At 68.3% G+C, this 18,695-nt stretch carries 15 protein-coding genes; 11 read left to right on the top strand and 4 right to left on the bottom strand.

Features of this window, described 5'->3' with window-relative positions; translation table 11 throughout:
• Positions 1 to 93 precede the first annotated feature (93 nt).
• Positions 94 to 669, top strand: coding sequence for a DUF4142 domain-containing protein (locus tag AB0I04_RS27595; RefSeq protein ID WP_360890280.1), 576 nt, complete (start codon positions 94 to 96; stop codon positions 667 to 669).
• A gap of 79 nt (positions 670 to 748) precedes the next feature.
• Here the strand turns inward: AB0I04_RS27595 and AB0I04_RS27590 are convergent, their stop codons facing one another.
• Positions 749 to 2,137 (bottom strand): MFS transporter, encoded by a 1,389-nt coding sequence (locus AB0I04_RS27590; protein ID WP_360890277.1) that lies wholly within the window; start codon positions 2,135 to 2,137, stop codon positions 749 to 751.
• 71 nt (positions 2,138 to 2,208) lie between these two features.
• On the opposite strand from AB0I04_RS27590, the gene AB0I04_RS27585 reads away from it, so the two are divergent.
• The 7 genes from AB0I04_RS27585 to AB0I04_RS27555 all read left to right on the top strand — a co-directional run bounded on the left by AB0I04_RS27585 (position 2,209) and on the right by AB0I04_RS27555 (position 9,554).
• Positions 2,209 to 3,024 (top strand): helix-turn-helix transcriptional regulator, encoded by an 816-nt coding sequence (locus tag AB0I04_RS27585; protein ID WP_360890274.1) that lies wholly within the window; start codon positions 2,209 to 2,211, stop codon positions 3,022 to 3,024.
• Positions 3,025 to 3,149: 125 nt separating this feature from the next.
• Complete coding sequence (locus AB0I04_RS27580; RefSeq protein ID WP_360890271.1) at positions 3,150 to 3,695, top strand: TetR family transcriptional regulator; 546 nt, start codon at positions 3,150 to 3,152, stop codon at positions 3,693 to 3,695.
• A 175-nt stretch (positions 3,696 to 3,870) separates the two neighbouring features.
• Entirely contained in the window at positions 3,871 to 5,775 is a 1,905-nt protein-coding gene (locus AB0I04_RS27575; RefSeq protein ID WP_360890268.1) for an amino acid transporter, read from the top strand.
• 279 nt (positions 5,776 to 6,054) lie between these two features.
• The gene (locus AB0I04_RS27570; RefSeq protein WP_360890265.1) at positions 6,055 to 6,525 is read left to right on the top strand and encodes an aegerolysin family protein; all 471 of its coding nucleotides are present in this window, start codon (positions 6,055 to 6,057) and stop codon (positions 6,523 to 6,525) included.
• 281 nt (positions 6,526 to 6,806) lie between these two features.
• Positions 6,807 to 8,366, top strand: coding sequence for a serine hydrolase domain-containing protein (locus AB0I04_RS27565; RefSeq protein WP_360890263.1), 1,560 nt, complete (start codon positions 6,807 to 6,809; stop codon positions 8,364 to 8,366).
• A gap of 191 nt (positions 8,367 to 8,557) precedes the next feature.
• Positions 8,558 to 9,343, top strand: coding sequence for a MerR family transcriptional regulator (locus AB0I04_RS27560; protein WP_360890260.1), 786 nt, complete (start codon positions 8,558 to 8,560; stop codon positions 9,341 to 9,343).
• Between the two features lie 40 nt (positions 9,344 to 9,383).
• Positions 9,384 to 9,554, top strand: coding sequence for a hypothetical protein (locus tag AB0I04_RS27555; RefSeq protein WP_360890257.1), 171 nt, complete (start codon positions 9,384 to 9,386; stop codon positions 9,552 to 9,554).
• 47 nt (positions 9,555 to 9,601) lie between these two features.
• On the opposite strand, the gene AB0I04_RS27550 is transcribed toward AB0I04_RS27555, so the two are convergent.
• Both AB0I04_RS27550 and AB0I04_RS27545 read right to left on the bottom strand, forming a co-directional pair.
• Positions 9,602 to 10,876: an MFS transporter gene (locus AB0I04_RS27550; RefSeq protein WP_360890254.1), complete on the bottom strand. Its 1,275-nt coding sequence runs from the start codon at positions 10,874 to 10,876 to the stop codon at positions 9,602 to 9,604.
• Between the two features lie 79 nt (positions 10,877 to 10,955).
• Positions 10,956 to 11,951 (bottom strand): zinc-binding dehydrogenase, encoded by a 996-nt coding sequence (locus AB0I04_RS27545; RefSeq protein WP_360890251.1) that lies wholly within the window; start codon positions 11,949 to 11,951, stop codon positions 10,956 to 10,958.
• 62 nt (positions 11,952 to 12,013) lie between these two features.
• Here AB0I04_RS27545 and AB0I04_RS27540 point away from each other — a divergent pair, with 62 nt between their 5' ends.
• The gene (locus AB0I04_RS27540; protein ID WP_360890249.1) at positions 12,014 to 12,409 is read left to right on the top strand and encodes a metalloregulator ArsR/SmtB family transcription factor; all 396 of its coding nucleotides are present in this window, start codon (positions 12,014 to 12,016) and stop codon (positions 12,407 to 12,409) included.
• Here AB0I04_RS27540 and soxR read toward each other — a convergent pair.
• Positions 12,397 to 12,942, bottom strand: a complete 546-nt coding sequence (soxR, locus tag AB0I04_RS27535; protein WP_360890246.1) for a redox-sensitive transcriptional activator SoxR — start codon at positions 12,940 to 12,942, stop codon at positions 12,397 to 12,399. The two genes, AB0I04_RS27540 and soxR, sit on opposite strands and share 13 nt — an antisense overlap.
• A gap of 128 nt (positions 12,943 to 13,070) precedes the next feature.
• Between soxR and AB0I04_RS27530 the strand changes: the two genes are divergently transcribed.
• Positions 13,071 to 14,216 carry an acetyl-CoA C-acetyltransferase gene (locus AB0I04_RS27530; RefSeq protein WP_360890243.1) on the top strand — a complete coding sequence of 382 codons (1,146 nt, stop codon included), beginning with the start codon at positions 13,071 to 13,073 and terminating at the stop codon, positions 14,214 to 14,216.
• 274 nt (positions 14,217 to 14,490) lie between these two features.
• A complete protein-coding gene (locus AB0I04_RS27525) occupies positions 14,491 to 18,690 on the top strand; it encodes a trypsin-like peptidase domain-containing protein (RefSeq protein WP_360890240.1) in 4,200 nt (1,399 codons plus the stop codon).
• Positions 18,691 to 18,695: the final 5 nt, after the last annotated feature.

The raw sequence follows: 18,695 nt of genomic DNA, 5'->3' as shown, positions 1-18,695 counted from the left end.
CGGTGGAGCCCCGTACTGCATGACGCCGCTCATCCGCGGGTACGGCGAGGAACATTACAGATAGTAGTGCGGTAATTACCGACAGGGGGAGACATGCAGCGTCATCCGTACCTGCGCGCGCTTCCGGCGGCGGCTGCGATCGTCACGACGGCCGTCACCGTCACGGCGGCCCCGGCATTCGGCGCCGGCGCCGCGCGGCCGACGTCGGTGACGGCCGCGCCGACGTCCCGGGCTCCGGTGTCCGCCCAGGACCGCGCCTGGCTGCGAGAGGCTCACCAGGCCAACCTCGCGGAGATCGACGCCGGCGGGCTGGCTCAGAAGAAGGGCACGACCCCGGCGGTGCGCTCGGCCGGCCGGATGCTGGTGACCGACCACACCGCCTTCGACGGCAAGGTGACCCGCCTGGCCGAGCGTCTGGGGGTGTCCCTGCCCAAGACGCCCACGCCGGAAGACGCGGCCGCCGCCGACCGGTTGCAGAAGGAATCGGGAAAGGCCTTCGACCAGGACTTCCTCAGCACCATGGCGAGCGGGCACCAGAAGGTCATCGCCGACACCCGGACCCAGGTCTCGCAGGGATCGTCCCCCCGGGTGATCGCCCTGGCCAAGAAGGCCCTCCCCGAGCTGCGCAAGCACTTGGCGATGGTGCGGAAGGCCGAGACCTCCGGCTGAGCCTGGTCTCACGCGCTCACCTTCGCGAGGGCGGAGGCTGACCGACCGCCGCGCGACTGGGCACTGAGGCTACGGCCTGCTACGAGGTCGGCTGCTCCATGGGACGGGGCGTACGCGGTAGGGCCAGGATGAGGGTGAGACCGGCGAGGACGAGGACCAGGGCGAACGCGCATCCGGCCGCGAACGCGTGATCCCAGCCGCGAGGGACCGCACGGAACACCACCACGCCGACCAGGGCGACGCCCACCGAGCCGCCGACCTGCTGGGCCGTGGCCAGCACGCCCGAGGCGGTGCCGACGTGCTCCTCCCGTACACCCTTCAGGGCCACGTTGAGCAGCGGCGTCTGCACCAGCCCCATGCCCGCGCCGAGGACGACCGTCGCCGCCATGATCGAGACCGTGGTGTACGACTCAAGGAGCAGCACGGTGAGCCCGGCCGCCGCGATCACCGCACCCACGATGAGCAGCCGGCGTCCGAGGAGCGGGGCCAGCCGGCCGGCGGCCAGCGACCCCGCCAGGAAGGCCAGCGCGAACGGCGTGAACGCCAGCCCGGCCCGCAGCGGGGTCAGCCGCAGACCCTCCTGCAGCTCCATGGCGATCACGAAGTTGAAGCCGTTCACCATCACGTACCAGGTCAGGACGATCACGACGCCGAGGGTGAACGGGCGGTCCCGGAACAGCCGCAGGTCGACGAGCGGGTCGGCGACCCGGCGTTCCGCGGCGGCGAAGGCGGCCAGCGCGAGGGGCGCGGCGGCCAGGCAGAGCCACGTCCACACCGGCCAGCCCAGCTGACGGCCCTCGATCAGGGGCAGGACGAGGAGGACCAGCGCGCCGCTGAGCAGGGCCATGCCGGGCCGGTCGATCCGGCCCGCGGTGGCGGCACGCGACTCCGGGATCAGGACCCGGGCGGCCAGGAAGATCACCGCTCCGAGGGGCAGGTTTACGAGGAACACCGCCCGCCAGGGCAACGCCTGGAGCATGACCCCGCCGAGCACCTGCCCGGTCACCGAGGCCATGCCGAGGACCGCGCCCATGACCGCGAACGGCCGGTCCCGGCGATCCGGCGGGAAGAGCACCTGAACGAGCGAGAATGCCTGGGGCAGGGCGAGCGCGGAGCCGACCCCCTGGACGAGCCGGGCGGCGACGAGAAGGCCGGCGTCCGGCGCGAGACCGCTCGCCGCCGACGCCACGGTGAACAGCGCGACGCCCGCACAGAACATCCGCCGCCGGCCGTACCGGTCGCCGAGACGCCCACCGGTCACGAGCGTGACGGCGTAGGTGAGCTGGAATCCGGCGAGCACGAGCTGTCCGACGGCCGGTGACGCGTGCAGGGCGCGTTCGATGGCCGGGACGGCCACCAGCACCTTGAACAGGTCGCTGATCGTGAGGAAGACGCCCGCGTACGCCGCGATCAGCGCGGGCCATGGCCGGATCCGGGTCCGTTCGGGGGCTTGCGTGAGAGCTGTCATGCCTCCCACGATGGGAGGAACAGTAAACGGGTACCAGATGTGCTTCATCCTGGTATAAGGAGTACCGCCCAATGTCCAGCCGTGATGAGCTCGCCGCCTTCCTCCGGTTCCGCCGCGAGCGCCTCACCCCTGAAGATGTCGGCCTGCCCGGAGGCGGGCGGCGTCGTACGCCCGGGCTGCGCCGCGAGGAGGTCGCCACGCTCGCCGGCGTCAGCACGACCTGGTACACCTGGCTCGAGCAGGCCCGGGACGTCACGCCCAGCCGGCAGGTGCTCGACGCGCTCGCGCGCACACTGCAGCTGTCGCCGGCCGAGCACGACTACCTGTTCACCCTGGCCGGTCAGCCGGCCACGCCGGCGGCCGAGAAGGCCGACGTGCATCCGACGATGCGGGCGTTCGTCGACTCCCTCGACCCACAGCCCGCCTATATCGCCAACGAGACCTGGGACGTCCTCGCCTACAACCGCGCGCAGGCGGCATTGGTCGCCGAGTACCACGAGCTGCCGCCGGAGCAGCGCAACGTGATCTGGCTGATGTTCAACAGTCCCGAGATCCGCGCGCGCATCGTCGACTGGGAGGCCGACGCCCGCTCGATGGTGGCCAAGTTCCGGGCGGCGGCCGCCGAGCAGGCGGGCAACCCGCGAATGCGCGCGCTCACCGACGACCTGGTGAAGAGGAGCCCGGAGTTCCGCGACCTGTGGGCCGGGCACGACGTCCGTGGCCACGACCCGGCCCGCAAGCGCGTCGACCATCCGGCCGTCGGCCTGATCGAGCTCGACTACGTGAAGCTGGAGTGCGTCGGCCGCCCCGGGCAGATCCTCACCGCCCACCTCCCCGCCGACGCCGAATCTGCCGCCAAGCTGCGGGCGCTGGTCGACGCCTCCTGAGGCCAGTCTGCGGGCGCGAGCGGGATCCGACGGCATTGTGTACATTCGTACTTGTACTGATGTACACGAGTGGGTTGGGCCGATCGGGCGGGTCGGACGTAGGGCCCTGGAGGCGGAGGTGGTCTGTGGTCGCTGCCCGTGACCCGGAGGGGCGGCGCCGCGCCATCATCGAGGCGGCGGGGCAGCTGATCGCAGAGGTCGGCGTCGGCAAGCTCACCCATCGGCTGGTGGCCGAGCGCGCCGGCGTTCCGCTGGGCTCCACCACGTACTACTTCTCCTCGCTGGAGGACCTGATCGACGAAACGATCGCGTACGTCGGTGAGCAGTTCCTCCAAGCGATGCGTTCGCTGTCCGAGGGCATCGCCTGCAGCGATGATGTGGCGGCTTCACTCGCGGAGCTGATCGCTGGGCAGATGCGGTGCGTCAAGCAGCCGGTGCTGATGGTCGAGATGTACCTGGCCGCCACCCACCGGCCCGAGTTGCGCCCGATCGCCCGCCGCTGGTTCGAGGAGATGGTCGATCTACTGAGCGCGCGCATTTCCCGACCCGCCGCGTTGGCCATCACGGTGTACGTGGACGGTGTGATGATCCAGGCGATGCTGCACGATGAGCCTCCCCTGGGCCAGGAGGCTCTGGCCGATTCCCTGCGCGCGCTGCTGACCTTGCGGTGACGAAGGCAGTGCACGGCCGGCCGCCCGCTGTACGGCTGGTGATCGACTTTCGGGGCCCGGGTAGCTCGGGCCGTTCTGTGCTGGGGGAACGGTAGAGATGGCTCAGGCCAGGACTGACGTACCTGCTCAGAAGGGCGAACGGAACAGGACGCCAGAGCGCCGCTGGCGGGATTGGTTGCTGGAGGGGCTGGCCGAGCAGAGCACCCGGCATCCGGGTCCGCACGGGACGGTCTCGAGCGAGCAGCACCGGCGCCCATGGTGGCGGGTGATGTGCCTGACGGGCGTCGACTATTTCTCCACTCTGGGCTACCAGCCGGGTATCGCGGCATTGGCGGCGGGTCTGCTGTCGCCACTGGCGACCCTGGTGCTGATCGCGTTGACCTTGTTCGGGGCGCTGCCGGTCTACCGGCGGGTGGCGGCCGACAGCCCGCGCGGCGAGGGATCGATCGCGATGCTGGAGCGGCTGCTGCCCTGGTGGGCGGGCAAACTGATGGTCCTGGTGCTGTTGGGGTTCGCAGCGACCGACTTCATCATCACGATCACGATGTCGGCGGCGGATGCCACCGCCCACATGGTGCACAATCCACTGGCACCCGAGTGGGCCCGCGGCAGCAAAGTGTGGATCACCCTGGTCATGGTGGGCGCGCTGGGTGCGGTATTCCTCAAGGGGTTCCGGGAGGCGATCGGCATCGCCGTCGCGCTGGTGGCGGTCTTCTTGTCGCTCAACCTGGTGGTGCTGGTGACGGCGGCCTCGCATGTGGCGGCCACTCCGGTCGTGATGAAGGACTGGTGGACGGCGGCCACCACCCAGCACACGTCGGCCCTGGGCATGATCGGGGTGGCCCTGCTGGTGTTCCCCAGACTGGCGCTGGGCATGTCGGGGTTCGAGACCGGTGTGGCGGTCATGCCGCAGGTGCACGGCGATGCCTCCGACACCGAGGCCCACCCGGCCGGGCGGATCCGCAACACCCGCCACATGCTGACGACCGCCGCGCTGATCATGAGCGGATTCCTGCTGCTGTCGAGCCTGGCCAGCACTCTGCTCATCCCGGCCCACGAGTTCCAACCCGGCGGGCAGGCCAACGGCCGCGCCCTTGCCTACCTGGCCCACCGGTACCTGGGCGGGGCGTTCGGCACGGTCTACGACGTCTCCACCATCGCGATCTTGTGGTTCGCGGGCGCGTCGGCTCTGGCCGGCCTGCTCAACCTGGTCCCGCGGTACCTGCCCCGCTACGGCATGGCCCCCGACTGGGCACGGGCGGTCCGGCCGCTGGTGCTGGTGTTCGTCGCGATCGCGGTGATCATCACGGTGATGTTCCGGGCCGACGTCGACGCCCAAGGGGGCGCCTACGCGACCGGCGTCCTGGTTCTCATGCTCACGGGGGCATTCGCTGTGACGATCGCCGCCCGCGCCAGGGGCCAGCGCATCGCCACCGTCGGATTCGGCCTCATCACCGCGGTGTTCGGCTACACGCTGGCCACCAACGTGGTCGAGCGGCCTGACGGCATCAAGATCGCTTCGATGTTCATCCTCGGGATCCTGATCACCTCGTTCGCCTCCCGGGTGCGCCGGTCGTTCGAACTGCGCAGCACCCGAGTCACTTTCGACGCCACCGCGACCACGCTGATCGACCGGGCTGTGGCCGCGGGACCGTTGCGGATCATCGCGCATGAGCCCCAGCGGCGCGACGCCGCCGAATACCGCGACAAACGCAACGGCTTCCGCGAGGAGACCGCGACCTCGGCCGCCGACGACCGGCTATTTCTGGAGGTCACCGTCAGCGACTCCTCGGACTTCACGACCGACCTGGAAGTCACCGGCGAAAAACGCTATGGCAACGCCGTCCTGTCCGTCCGGGGACCGGTCGTCGCCAACACCATCGCCGCCGTGCTGATGTCCATGCGCGACCGCACCGGCCAGATCCCCCACGCCTACTTCAACTGGACCGAAGGCCACCCCCTCGGCCACCTCCTGCGCTTCCTGGTCTTCGGCGATGGCGAGGTCGCCCCCGTCACCCGCGAGGTCCTGCGACGTGCCGAACCCGACCCCGAACAACGCCCCCGCATCCACGCCAGCTAAGTGGGAGCAAGCGCGCTCAGTACTCGGTGATGTGCCGCGTCCTGGGGACGCCAACGGTATCCGGCAGCGGGGCTGGGCGGCAGCCGCCGGATGAAATGCGCATTCGATGATATGTCCCCTGATATCCTTTAGGCTGATTCGTCAATGGCCGACCGTCCCGTCGGCCGATAACTCGCCCACCGCCGGCCCGCAATCCCCAGGTTTCGGGATAACGCATTTCCGCTGCCGTTCCTACCTTGGACTCGTCGAGATTCTTCGACCTCCAAGAGAGGAAATCTCATGCGAAACATCGGAATCCCCATGCGAGCCGGATTCAGGACCGCCGTGGCCGCGGCCGTCCTGGGCGGCGGTCTACTCGCGTCCATCCCTCCGGCCAGCGCCGACTCGGCCCGCAGCGTCGAGGTGTTCCTGAACAACCTCACCCGCTGTGACCTGACCCTCGTCACCACCCGGCTCGACCACGGCGAGTTCGAGGTCCGGCCGCCCCAGCTCATCCTGCTGGGCGACCAGGGGCGGTGGGAGTCGGTGTCCGCCGGAATCGCCACCGGGACCGAGGGAGAAGCGGATTACTTCACCCAGTCCTGCCGGAATCCGGCCAACAACAACAAGCGCATCCATTTCCACTGGGACAATCCGTTCATCGGATCGAACTCCTATGACAGCGCCGGCACCGACGGCGCCTTCCGCTCCAACATCGTCGGCGGCTCCGGAAACCACGCGGGCGTGTCCGTGAGTTTCATACCCGCCTGACGGATCCGGCGGGAGATGCCCCATGCGGCATCTCCCGCCACCAGGGCGCGATCCTCGGTGAATCGGCCGTCAGCGGGTCCACGCACGCCTGAAACCCGCATTGAGTCGACTGACCACTGATCAGCCGGGTGAGCGGAGTCCGCGCGGGAGTTACCTCGCCGTTCGCGGCGAGCGAGCTGTGATCTAGATCATCGTTGAGGTTGACCTTGGGTCAGGGTGGAAGCTCCTCGCAGCGGCGCGACGCCGACCCCGACATGACAGATTCCGAGGAGCAGACCGCGATGTCCATCACCCTTTCCGGCCAGGACAAGAGCACCCTGCGGACCGCCGCGTACGGCGCCTTGTCGCTGATGGCCGCCGCCACCAGCTCGCCCCGCAGGGCCGCCGCGAATGCCTCCATCTCCCTGACATCGGCGACCGGTCTGGTCGGGCACGTGCTCGCCGCGAACGCCAAGGACATCGAGCTGAAGGGCAAGACCGTCGCCGAACTCGCCGACCGCGTACTGCCGGCCCTGACCGCGGCCATGAACCTGCTCGGCGAGCAGGCTCCGGCAGAAGCCGACAACTTCCGCAGCACCGTCCTCCTCGCCATCGAAGCCGCCCAGGTCCATCTGGACAAGCCCAGCACCACCACGGCCGAGATGGCCCGCAAGATCACCGCCGCCCTCGACGCCGGGGTGGCCACTGCCGACAGTGAGGCTGCGCCGGCGGCTGCTGCCGGGCAGGATCGCCCGGAGTTGCAGAAGGCGATCGAGGAGATCGTCGATTCCGGTTTCGTCGGGGTGTCGCTGCGTGTGCACGATGAGCGGGGCGAGTGGGCCGGCAGCGCGGGTGCGGCCGAGCTGGGCGGGGCCGCGAAGCCGCCGACGAACGGGCATGTCCGGATCGGCAGCAACACCAAGACCTTCACCGCGACCCTGGTACTGCAATTGGTGGCCGAGGGCAAGATCGCGCTGGACACGCCGGCGGCCGGCTACCTGCCCGAGTTCGGGCTGGACGAGCGGATCACGGTGCGGATGCTGTTGCAGCACACCAGCGGGGTGTTCAACTTCAGCGGCGAGGTCCACGACGACGGGACGGTCGTGCCGGGGATCCCCAACCCCTACGGCATCACGGGCAAAGAGTGGGTGGACAACCGGTTCAGGGCCTACCGGCCGGAGGAGCTGGTACGGCCGGCGTTGTCCAAGCCGGCGCGGTTCGAGCCGGGGACGGGCTGGAGCTATTCCAACACCAACTACGTGCTGGCCCGGCTGCTGATCGAGAAGGTCACCGGCCGCTCACTCGCCGAGGAGATGCGGCGGCTGATCCTGGGGCCGCTCGGCCTGTCGGGCACGGTGGCGCCGGACGCCTCGGCGGAGATCCCCGCGCCGCACGCCCACGCCTACTACCGGTACGAGGACGCCGGCCAGACCAAGACGATCGACATCACTCGCCACAACCCCTCGTGGGTCTCCACCGGTGGTGACATGATCTCGACCACCGAGGATCTGGCCACGTTCATCTCCGCGCTGATGAGCGGCAGGCTCCTGCCGGCCGAGCTGCTGGCCGAGATGTGCACGCCGCATCCGACGGGCATCCCGAAGATGGGCTACGGCCTGGGGGTGTTCGTGCAGGACATGGGCCCGAACGGTGGCACCGTCATCACCCACAACGGCGGCATGGCCGGCTACGCGACGCTGATGTACAGCACCCCCGACGGCAGCAAGACCCTGACCGCCGCGCTGAACTGTGTGGACGACGCCGACCTGTCCATCGCAACAGCTTTCCAGAGCGCCCAGCAACGGCTCGTCAACGAGGTGTTCTGCGGCGGACAGGTCGATCCGGCTCAGTCGACGGACTGACACCTGTGGCCCGTACGCCTTGGGGGTCGATTCCCTCCGGTCGTACATCAGGGAGAACGCGAACCGGGGCCACGCCGAGCCGGGCGAGCTCGGCGTGGCCCGTCCAGATGCTCGGCCGTGGCTTGCGTAGCCGCCGAGCTCGAGCACAAGGCAGGCTGAGCAGATGAGTCACGATCGGGCAGGCTGAGCAGGTGAGGAACGGAGTCACGATCGGGCAGGCGGCGGCATTCGTCGGCGTCACGGTGAAGACGGTGCGGCACTACCACAAGCTCGGCCTGGTCGAGGAGCCGGAACGCGACAGCTCCGGTTACCGGCGGTACGGATCGGCCGAGTTGCTGCGACTGGTGCAGGCCCGGACGCTGGCCGCCGCCGGGGTGCCGCTGGCCGAGATCGGGCCCCTGCTCGACGCCGACGCCGCGCGGTTCGCCGCCGCGCTCGCCGACGTCGAGCGGCAACTCACCGAACGGATCGAGGAGTTGATCGCGCGGCGTGACACACTGCACCGGCTCGCCGATGGCGACCGGGCGCTGCTGCCCGACCGGGCTGTGGCGCTGCTGGAGCGGATGCCCGGCCTCGGCTTCCCCACAGACGAGGTGGCGGCCACCAGGGAGGGCTGGGTGCTGGCCAAGGCCCTGGTCCCCGAAGGCTTCGACGACTACCTCACCCATATCGAGCACGCCCTCGACGACCCACGGTTCGTCGCCTTGTTCAAGCGTGGCGTCGAAGCCGCGGCCTGGGAACCGGACGATCCGCGCATCGACGAGCTCGCCACCGCCTTCGCCGACCACTGCCTCGCCAACCCCGCACAGCTGAAGATCGTGACCGGCCTGCAAGCCCGTACCGAGGCCGCGACCCGGTACCAGCTGATCGCCCACCACGGCGAAGAGCAGGGATCGGCCACGGCCCGGCTGGTCGCGCTTCTCGAGACCAAGCTCCGCTCCGCCGGCGTCCGTATCCCCGGACCGGCCTCCCACTGACCACACCATCGCCGCCGCGGCCGGCGTCGGCGACCAGAACGTGCACGGTCACTTCGGCGATAGGCAGCGTCTGTTCCTGGCCGCCCTGGAAGAGGCGCAGAAGGCGGCCGGCATCGACTCCGACGATCTGGCGAGCCTCATCACCGACATCGGGGATACCCAGGCCGACCTGCGGTCCGCCGGCGAGCGGCCGAAGAGGCAATCGATCTGATCCTTCGCGTCCACCGGCCCTCGCCTGCCAAGCGGCCATGGTCGGCTTCACGAGACAACCGCTCGCTGCAGATCGCCCGAACCGGGGTCGGGACCGTCGCCGGCCACGGTCGCCGGCTCCGGTGTGCGCGCCCGACGGGATCCTCGGGCGAGGGCGACGGCGGGGAGGGCGGCGGCGAGAAGGCTGATGGCCGCGAGTGTCGCGAAGCCGTACCGGGTGTCCGAGTGGTCGGTGATCGTCGCCACGACGAGCATGACGCCGACGGTGCCGGCGAGGGCGCAGGCGTTGGCGACGCCGAAGACCCGCCCGATCCGGTGCTCAGGGGCCGAGGCGAGCAGCAGTGCCCGCGACGCGATGCGCGCCTGCCCGAACCCGCACGCGCCGACGAGCACCAACGGCATCAGCCCGGCGACGCCGTACCGCGGCTGCAGGACCAGCATGCCGTTGCACAGCAGGAACCCGGTCAGGGCGATGCGCAGGTCGCGGAACCTGCGACCGACCAGGCGATACGCCGCCGCCGCGAGCAGGAAGCCGGTACCGCCCAGGGCGTCGACCAGGCCGAGGATCGCACTGCCGCGGTGCAGCTCGCCGACGACGAGGACGGGCAGGAGCGCGTTGAAGACCGTCACGACGACACTGCCCTGCGCGTACAGGAGGATGAGCCAGCCGGTGGCCACGCGCCGGTCCGCCCCGGCGGGCGCGTCGTGCGGGCCGGTCACCGGCGCGGGGGCCGGGTGCGCGGGCCGGCGGCCGACCGCGAACACGCACAGCGCCGACGCGACGAACGTCCCGGCGTTGAACGCGAAGAGCGGTACGGCCCCGAACCACTGGACGGCGAAGCCGCCGACCGACGCCGACAGCAGCATGCCGGCCTGCATCGCGATCTCGTAGTTCGCGTTGAACCGGCGCAGCTCGGTGGGCCGGACCCGCTCCTTGATCAGGCCCGCGCTGACCGGCACGAACAGGGTGGCGACCACTGCCAGCGCCAGGTTGGCGGCGTAGACGACGGCGTTCGTCGGCGCACCGGCCGCCAGCCCGACCGGCAGGGCCAGAGCGGCGAGCGCACCGGCCAGATCGCAGCAGACCCAGAGCGTACGGCGGTCGAACCGGTCGGCGAGGCGGCCGAAGAAGGGGGACAGCACCGCCTGGGGAGCGGCGACCGCGATGAACAGCCAGCCGACCGCCAGCATCGTCCGCTCGGCCCGGACGAGCAGCAGCGCAGCGGCGATCAGCTGGATGTTGTTGCCCAGCGAGGTGATGAAGGTGGCGGGGATCAGCAGGCGCTCGGCCCGCCGGATCCGGGCGTCGTTGTGGGGGTGCACGGCGTCCTCGGCGAGTGTGGTCGATCGGCCGCGGTCGGCGGCCGTACCGATGATCGCCCGTCCCGGCTGACATCTCCTGTCAGGATTCCGCCGGGCCGATGCGTGCCACGTACTTGCCGGTGCCGCGCCCGTCGGCGAGCAGCTGGTGGGCGGCGGGGACCTCGGACAGCGAACCGAGCTCGGTGACCGGGACGTCCAGCCGCCCTTCGGCGATGAGGTCGAGGACGCGGCGCAGCGCCACCGCCACGCGTTCGGGCGCCGTGACCGCCAGGGCGCTGATGCTGAACCCGCTGATGGCGATGTTCCCCGCGCGCAGCCGGTCGAGGCCGGGGAGCGCGGCGGCCTGCCCGCCGCCCGCGTTGCCGAACAGCACGACGCGTCCGCCTGGATTGATCACCTCCACGTCGGCGTCCAGCAGGGCGGTGCCGAGCGGGTCCAGGATGACGTCGACGCCGCCGTCGGCGGCCGCGCGCACTGCCTCGGCAAGGTCGCCATCGCGGGGGACGGCGGCGTCGTAGCCGCTCTTCAGGGCCGTGGGGATCTTGTCGGCGCGGCCCACGGTGCCGACGAGCCGTCCGCCGCCCAACACCGGGACGAGCTGCGCCACCGCGCCGCCGACGCCTCCGCTGGCCGAGTGCACCAGCACGGTCTCGCCGGGGCTGAACCGGGCGGCGTCCGTGAGCAGCAGCAGGGCGGTCGCGAGCATCAGCGGGGCCGCCGCCGCGACGGCCGACGGCACTTCGTCGGGGACCGGGACGGTGAGCGCGGCCGGTGCGAGGGCGACCTCCGCCAGCCCGCCGGCTCCCGGCAGGAACGCGGCCACCCGCTGCCCGGAGGTCAGGCCCGTGACGCCCGCGCCGACCTCCCGTACGGTCCCGGCCACCTCCTTGCCCGGTGCGAAGGGCCAGGACGCGTAGCCGGCGTCGCCGCGGCGGGCCATGACGTCGATGAAGTTGATCCCCGCGTGGGCGACGTCGATGGTCACCTCCCCGGTGCCGGGGCACGGCGCCTCCACGTCCCGGACCTCCGTACGGTCGGGGCCCTGTGACGGCGCGGTCATGACGAGAGCACGCATGACGTCTCCTCGTTCGAGTTTCGATGTTCGTCGTACGACGAAAGTCGTACCACGGTTGTACGATGGTTGTCGAAAGAGAGGTCGTCCCGATGCCCCGATCGCAACGCCGTGTGCTGACTCACCCGGAGGCCGACGAGCTGGACGTGCTGGACGTCCTGCACGCGCTGTCGGATCCCACGCGAATGACGATCGTTCAGACGCTGCGCGCCGACCCGGAACGGGCGTGCGGCACGTTCCCCGTGGACGTCGCGCCTTCGACGCTCACGCACCACTTCCGCGTGCTCCGCGAGGCGGGCGTCATCCGTCAGCGGGAGGACGGCAACCGCCGCTGGACGACACTGCGGCGGGACGACCTCGAGGCCCGCTTCCCGGGGCTGGTCGAGGCCGTCGTCACGGCGTACGAGCGGCAGGCGCCGCCGCCCGGCTCAGCGACGGGTGGCCCTGGTCAGCCGCACTGATCGCCGTCGCAGGCGTCCGTATCCGAGGAGGCCCCGGACCGGGCCGCCGCCGGCTCCCCGGAACGCCCGGCAGAGGCCTTCTCGGCGAGCAGGCGCCGGGGGCCGGAGCCCTCCTCGCCCAGCTGGTCGAACGGGTTGGACAGGCGGCACCGGCTCAGCGACAGACAGCCGCAGCCGATGCAGTCGGTCAGGTCGTCACGCAGGCGCTGCAACTGCTCGATGCGCGCGTCGAGCTCGGTCCGCCACGTGGCGGACAGCAGCTCCCAGTCCTTGCGGGTGGGGGTGCGTTCCTCCGGAAGCCGGCCGAGAGCCTCCCGGATCTGTTTCAGCGGGATGCCGACGCGCTGCGAGACCCGGATGAACGCCACGCGCCGCAGGACGTCCCGGGCGTAGCGGCGCTGGTTGCCCGCCGTGCGACGGCTGCGGATCAGGCCCTTGGCCTCGTAGAAGTGCAGTGCCGAGACGGCGACGCCGCTGCGCGCGGCCACCTGTCCCACGGTGAGCTCGCAGGCGTCCCAACGGGGGTGTTCCATGCGTCCAACCCTAGATTCCTGAGAGCTCCGTCATATGGACGAGTCGCCGGAGCGAGGTAACCTCGTACTGACCGAATTTGGTTCGGTTCTGATTGGGACGGAACCCCGAGAAGAGACTTGGAGGCGTCGTGGCCGAGGCGTACATCGTCGGAGCGGTCCGTACCCCCGTAGGCACCAAGAAGGGCGCGCTGGCCGCCGTGCACCCGGCCGACCTGGGCGCGCACGTGCTCAAGGAACTGGTCGAGCGCACAGGCGTCGACCCCGAGGCGGTCGACGACGTCATCATGGGCTGCGTCATGCAGGTCGGCCCGCAGTCGCTCGACATCGCCCGTACGGCGTGGCTGTCCGCCGGGCTGCCCGAGCGGGTGCCCGGCGTCACCATCGACCGCCAGTGCGGATCGTCCCAGCAGGCGATCCACTTCGCCGCTCAGGGCGTCCTTTCCGGCACCCAGGACCTCGTCGTCGCCTCCGGCGTGGAGAACATGGGCATGGTCCCCATGGGCTCCAGCGTCGCCATGGCCCTCGAGAAGGGCATGCCGTTCCCGTACGGCGAGGGCTGGTCCGCGCGGTACGGCGACCAGGAGATCTCCCAGTTCCGCGGCGCGCAGCTGATGTGCGAGAAGTGGGGTTTCAAGCGCGGTGACCTCGAGGCGTTCGCCCTGGAGAGCCACCGGCGCGCGGTCCACGCCATCGAGAACGGTCACTTCGACCGGGAGACCGCGCCGATCGCCGGCGTGACCAAGGACGAGGGCGCCCGCCCGGACACCTCGCTGGAGAAGATGGCGGGTCTGCAGCCGCTGCGCGAGGGTTGGGAGCTGACCGCGGCCATCGCCTCGCAGATCTCCGTCGGCGCCGGCGCGCTGCTGATCGCCTCGGAGGAGGCCGTCCGCGAGCACGGGCTGACCCCGCGGGCGCGCATCCACACGCTCGTCGTCGAGGGCTCCGACCCGGTGTACATGCTGACCGGGCCGATCCCGGCCACCGAGAAGGCCCTGCGGAAGGGCGGGCTGTCGATCGACGACATCGACGTGTTCGAGGTCAACGAGGCGTTCGCGCCGGTCCCGCTCGCCTGGGCCCGCGAGACGGGCGCCTCGCTGGAGAAGACCAACCCGAACGGCGGCGCGATCGCCCTCGGCCACCCGCTCGGCGCGACGGGCAGCATCCTGATGACCAAGCTCCTGCACGAGCTGGAGCGCACCGGCGGCCGCTACGGCCTGCAGACGATGTGCGAGGGCGGCGGCCAGGCCAACGCCACCATCATCGAGCGCCTCTGACTCACGCCGCTCGGGCGGCCATCCACCGGTAGGGCGGGGTGCGGCACCCCGCCCTACGCTCATTGAGTCGTGTGCTCGGCGACGCGGCACGGCGGATTCGCCACCCGCGACCTGCGGCGGGTGGCCGTGGCCGTGTGCCGTCGCCGCTTATCAATTCGACCGCTCCGCGCTTGTTCATGCGCTCTTCCAGGGTCATGCCGACGGTGTGAAAACCGGCCATGTGACGTGAGGTCCTCGACTCGTCGCATTCGTAGGGTCGGCGCTTCGACCGTTGATGTCGGCTTCGCCGATAAAAGCGGTAATCTGCCTTATCGGGGCAGCGGCGATCTTGCTCGTTGGGGGACGGGGGACTGTGGGCGAACTGGTTGACCAGGCCATCGTCCGTCTCTTCGCCAAGTCCTCCTCGGCCAAGGATGCCGCGCCGGTCGGAATCGGCTTCCTCGTAGGCCCGGGGCGTGTCCTGACGTGCGCACACGTGGTCGGTGCGGCTACGGGCGGGGCGCCCGTGCGTTTGGGAGACGAGGTGACGATCGACTTCCCCCTGGTGGCGCCGGGGGAGGAGCGGGTCGCAACCGTCGTGCATCTCGCCGACGATGAGGTCGATATTGCTGGTTTGTCTGTTGAGTCCGTTCCTGACGGATCCAAGGCACTCCGGGTGGTCACTGCAGATGACGTAACCGGACATCAGGTACGTGCTTTCGGTGTGACCGAAAACCGGGATAGAGGCGTCTGGTCCGAAGGCGTCGTACGCGGGCCGATCGCCGATGGCGTACTTCAGATCGAGGACGATCGAGATTACGGCGTGCCGATGCAGCGCGGATTCAGTGGCAGCCCCCTGGTCGACCTCGATTCGCGTGCGGTCATTGGTATGATAATAGACGTTGAAAATAGGCCGGAGCGTCGCATCGCATACGCCTTGTCCGGGGACGCGCTCCATGATTCTTGGCAGCAGTTGGGTGACATCGCCGCCCAGCCGAGCCCGTTTCGGAGCCTGCAGCCCTTTCGGCAGATGGACGCGGATTACTTCTTCGGCCGAGATGAGCGCATCAGAGGTGTGGCCGATAAACTGGACCGCGACGGATTTCGATTGATTTCCGGTCCGTCGGGATGCGGCAAGTCATCGTTGGTCCTCGCGGGGATCCTTCCTGTTCTTATCAGTGCAGGCGCTGGGGCGGTGGTGTTCCGGCCGGCCGCCGGCAGTAGCCCATGGCGTGCCCTTGCGGGAGCTCTCCTCGATCAGCTGCATCCCGATGAGAGAACGCTGACCAAAATGGAAGAGCTGGCCGATCAACTACAAAAGGGAAGCCTCGACGATGCGCTAAATCGCATTCTAATCACGCGTGACCTACGCCGCTTGGTGATCGTCGTCGACCAGTTCGATGAGGCGCTGGCCCAATATCCGAACGATTCCGAGATGCTTCTGACCGCACTTCTCGATGCGCAGCGCTCCCATCGGCGCGAGCCGCGAGTCGACGTGCTTGTGACGATCAGTTCGGAATCGTTGGACGGGATCCTCTCCAGCCCGCGAGTCGGCCACCGAATCGCCGGCAATATCGAGGTTCTCACCGCACCCAGCGGCCCGGAGTTGCGGACCATGATCGAAGGTCCGCTCGCGGCGCCCGGGATGCCGGTATATGAACGTGGGTTGGTCGATACGCTTCTCCGGGACGTTGGCGAAGAGCGAAACCCACTACCTTTGATCGAGTTTACTCTGACCTTGCTGTGGGAGCGGCAGGAACGAGGGCGGCTCACCCACGCCGTATATCGCGAACTGGGCGGAGTCGTAGGGGCGTTGGCTCTTTACGCCGAGCAGATATGCCAGCGTTACCTCGTCGACGATGCCCGTGCGGCGCGGCTACGTTGGCTGTTGTGCCAGATGGTCAGCCCGGTCGACCCCGATCGATTCGTGCGGCGAATGGTCTCGCTGGAGCAACTCGAGACCGCTGCGGAGCTGGCCCGGGAGTTGGCCGAAAGCAGGTTGGTGACGCTCGGCACGTTGACGGATGATCGGGTTACAGCCGAGCTCGCGCATGAAGCCCTAGTGCGCCATTGGCCCAGGTTGCATGAATGGGTTGCAGAGGATAGGGATTTCCGGTCCTGGCAGGACGAATTGGACCGACAGGTGCAGCGATGGCATCTGCAACCGGGGAATGCCAGGCTCCTGCGGGGCGCTGCTTTGCGCGATGCGCGCATCCAAGGTCGCGCGCACCGGGACGAGATGACGCAGCATCAGCACGCGTTCATCCGAGCCAGTGTGACCTTCAACACGATTCGATGGGCATATCGATATCTCGCGGTCGTACTCGTCGCAGCACTCGGTGCATCCATATTCGCCGTAGTCGTGAAATATCGTGGTCAACAGTCCGACCAGAATGCCATTGATGCGGCTCAGGCTTTGCGTGCCAGGTCTGATCAGTTGGGAGATACTCGGCCGCTGCAGTCCCTGTCGCTCGCCATTCGAGGCTTTCGGACCCACGACGACCTCACGACCCGCTCCCAGTTGTACAGGTGGGCGGATCGGCTCCGGTTCGCAGATGCGATTCTTCCGGGCAGTTACCGTTACCTCGCGGCTGAACCCATCAACTCCGATGCGTCTGGTGTGGTCTTGCAGGCCTCCGACGGCCGGCTGGAAGCGTGGGACTTGACGCGCTCGCGCCCGGTAAAGGTAGACATCCCCGCGCCTCATGGTGCACATACCTCCATCGCCTGGTTGGGTAATTCTCAGCTCATTACCTCATACGCGAATGGCCCGAGCACGGTCTGGGACGCGCATAGCGGTCGCCCCGTGCGGAAACTTCCATTCGGCGGCGATATTTTGATCACGGATGCGACCGGTCGTTGGGTCGGGTACGGCAACAGTGGAGACCGTGCGTTGCGCTTGGTGGATACGGCTCGCGCAGGCGCAGCACGACGCGAAATCCAATTTCCAAGCGAACTCAATTCGAGCGGACAGTTGCCGCCGGGTGCGATCGTTGCGTCGAAGGTCCTCTCGTCCGGTGCCGTGCTGGCTTGGCGTGACGCCAAGCCCATGTTGGTTGATCGGCGAGGAGTCAAATCCTTTGATGTCCCTAATGGGATAGAACTACTGAACGCTGATGCCAAAGAACCGCGGATGATTTCCTGTAAGAGATCCGATGGGTCGCCGGTTATGCGACTGAGTGGTCTGATCAGTGGGCATGTCTACGGCAGCTATAGGGCGCGCGGAGTGGTGGACTGCAATCACGTGAGCGCCACATTCAGTACGGACGGTGAGTATGCCGCCGCTACAAGCTCAGCACTTCAACTGGTCAGCACCGCGGCGGGGAAATCCGGTGAACGGTTTCTGTCATTTTCCACGCCAGACGGATTCTCCCCCGTGAGGATCACCCCTGAACCGTCCGGATCGCAACGCATCCTTTTTGCGGGCGAGGACTCCATGCTTCTGGTGCGTGTGGCGCGCCCAGACCCACTCCAGTCGGCCTTGAGTGATGCCTCCCGCGCTGAGCTTGTGGGAACCTGCCTGATTCTGCTTTTCGCTGACCGTCATATAGAAGCATGGGACGTCAAGACTCGGCGCCGCACCGGCACGGGCACTAGCGTGGTCGGGTCGAAGGCTGTCGAGGAGTTGCACTTGAAGGTCGATCCGAATGGTCGATTGCTCGCCCTCGTCAGCGGCGACTCGACACCGATTCAGCTATGGAGACTCCCGGGCTTGCTGCCGCTGGGGCGAATCGACATGGAGGCGCCGACCACCGTTGATTTCGCGGGAAGTCGTTTGCTGGTGGCGCACTGGGACGAGACCGATGCCAAGGTGAGCATCTGGGATACTCGGGATTTCCGCAGATTGACGGGTCCTATTACAGTTCCTGCAAAGCATGAATCAGAGTCGCAGGGATTCATCATATTTCGCCCTCGCTCGAATGAACTCATCGCTCACGATGGTGACCAGGTGCGGCGTGTGCGTATTTCTGATGGCGCTACCGTCCCCGGATCCGAATTCTCCGTCGGCGGTCACCTTGCGTCCTGGGATATTCCGCCGGCAGTTGACGATAGCGGGCACTTCCTGGCGCTGCTACAGTCCAACTACGTCGATATCTGGAATCTGGGATCGCACCGAAGAGTGGGGCGTTTGTACACGCCACAAGGTACGCAGGTAACGAACGTCAGATTCCGGGAAGACCCGAATAAACTGGAGCTCGCTGTAGCCGATGAAAGTACGGGTCACCCTGTTCAGATGAAGCTTTGGGATCGGAACCGGCTCCTCGGTGTGCCTGGTTGGTTCGGAATCAATGACTCGAAAGTCGACGTCGTACCCGACTCGCTGCCCGCGCGTCTCGACGGGGGGACCGAGGACGAGGGTTATGTCATAGACTCCACCGATCCCTGGCAGTGGCTGCGGGAAATATGTCGCACCTGGTATCCCAATTCGCTTGATCGTGACCTGGCCAACGCGCCGGCCAGTGCTTGGCGGGGGCGAGTTTGCCCGGTCGGCTAACGGAT

Source organism: Actinoallomurus sp. NPDC050550, from assembly GCF_040655075.1.
Classification (GTDB): Bacteria; Actinomycetota; Actinomycetes; order Streptosporangiales; family Streptosporangiaceae; genus Actinoallomurus.
This window is presented reverse-complemented; position numbering and strand designations above follow the sequence as displayed.

Excerpts from the sequence above, each read along its gene's own strand:
- AB0I04_RS27595 (WP_360890280.1), top strand. The coding sequence starts at position 94 with ATGCAGCGTCATCCGTACCTGCGCGCGCTTCCGGCGGCGGCTGCGATC.
- AB0I04_RS27590 (WP_360890277.1), bottom strand. The coding sequence starts at position 2,137 with ATGACAGCTCTCACGCAAGCCCCCGAACGGACCCGGATCCGGCCATGG.
- AB0I04_RS27585 (WP_360890274.1), top strand. The coding sequence starts at position 2,209 with ATGTCCAGCCGTGATGAGCTCGCCGCCTTCCTCCGGTTCCGCCGCGAG.
- AB0I04_RS27570 (WP_360890265.1), top strand. The coding sequence starts at position 6,055 with ATGCGAAACATCGGAATCCCCATGCGAGCCGGATTCAGGACCGCCGTG.
- AB0I04_RS27565 (WP_360890263.1), top strand. The coding sequence starts at position 6,807 with ATGTCCATCACCCTTTCCGGCCAGGACAAGAGCACCCTGCGGACCGCC.
- AB0I04_RS27545 (WP_360890251.1), bottom strand. The coding sequence starts at position 11,951 with ATGCGTGCTCTCGTCATGACCGCGCCGTCACAGGGCCCCGACCGTACG.
- AB0I04_RS27540 (WP_360890249.1), top strand. The coding sequence starts at position 12,014 with ATGGTTGTCGAAAGAGAGGTCGTCCCGATGCCCCGATCGCAACGCCGT.
- soxR (WP_360890246.1), bottom strand. The coding sequence starts at position 12,942 with ATGGAACACCCCCGTTGGGACGCCTGCGAGCTCACCGTGGGACAGGTG.
- AB0I04_RS27525 (WP_360890240.1), top strand. The coding sequence starts at position 14,491 with ATGTCGGCTTCGCCGATAAAAGCGGTAATCTGCCTTATCGGGGCAGCG.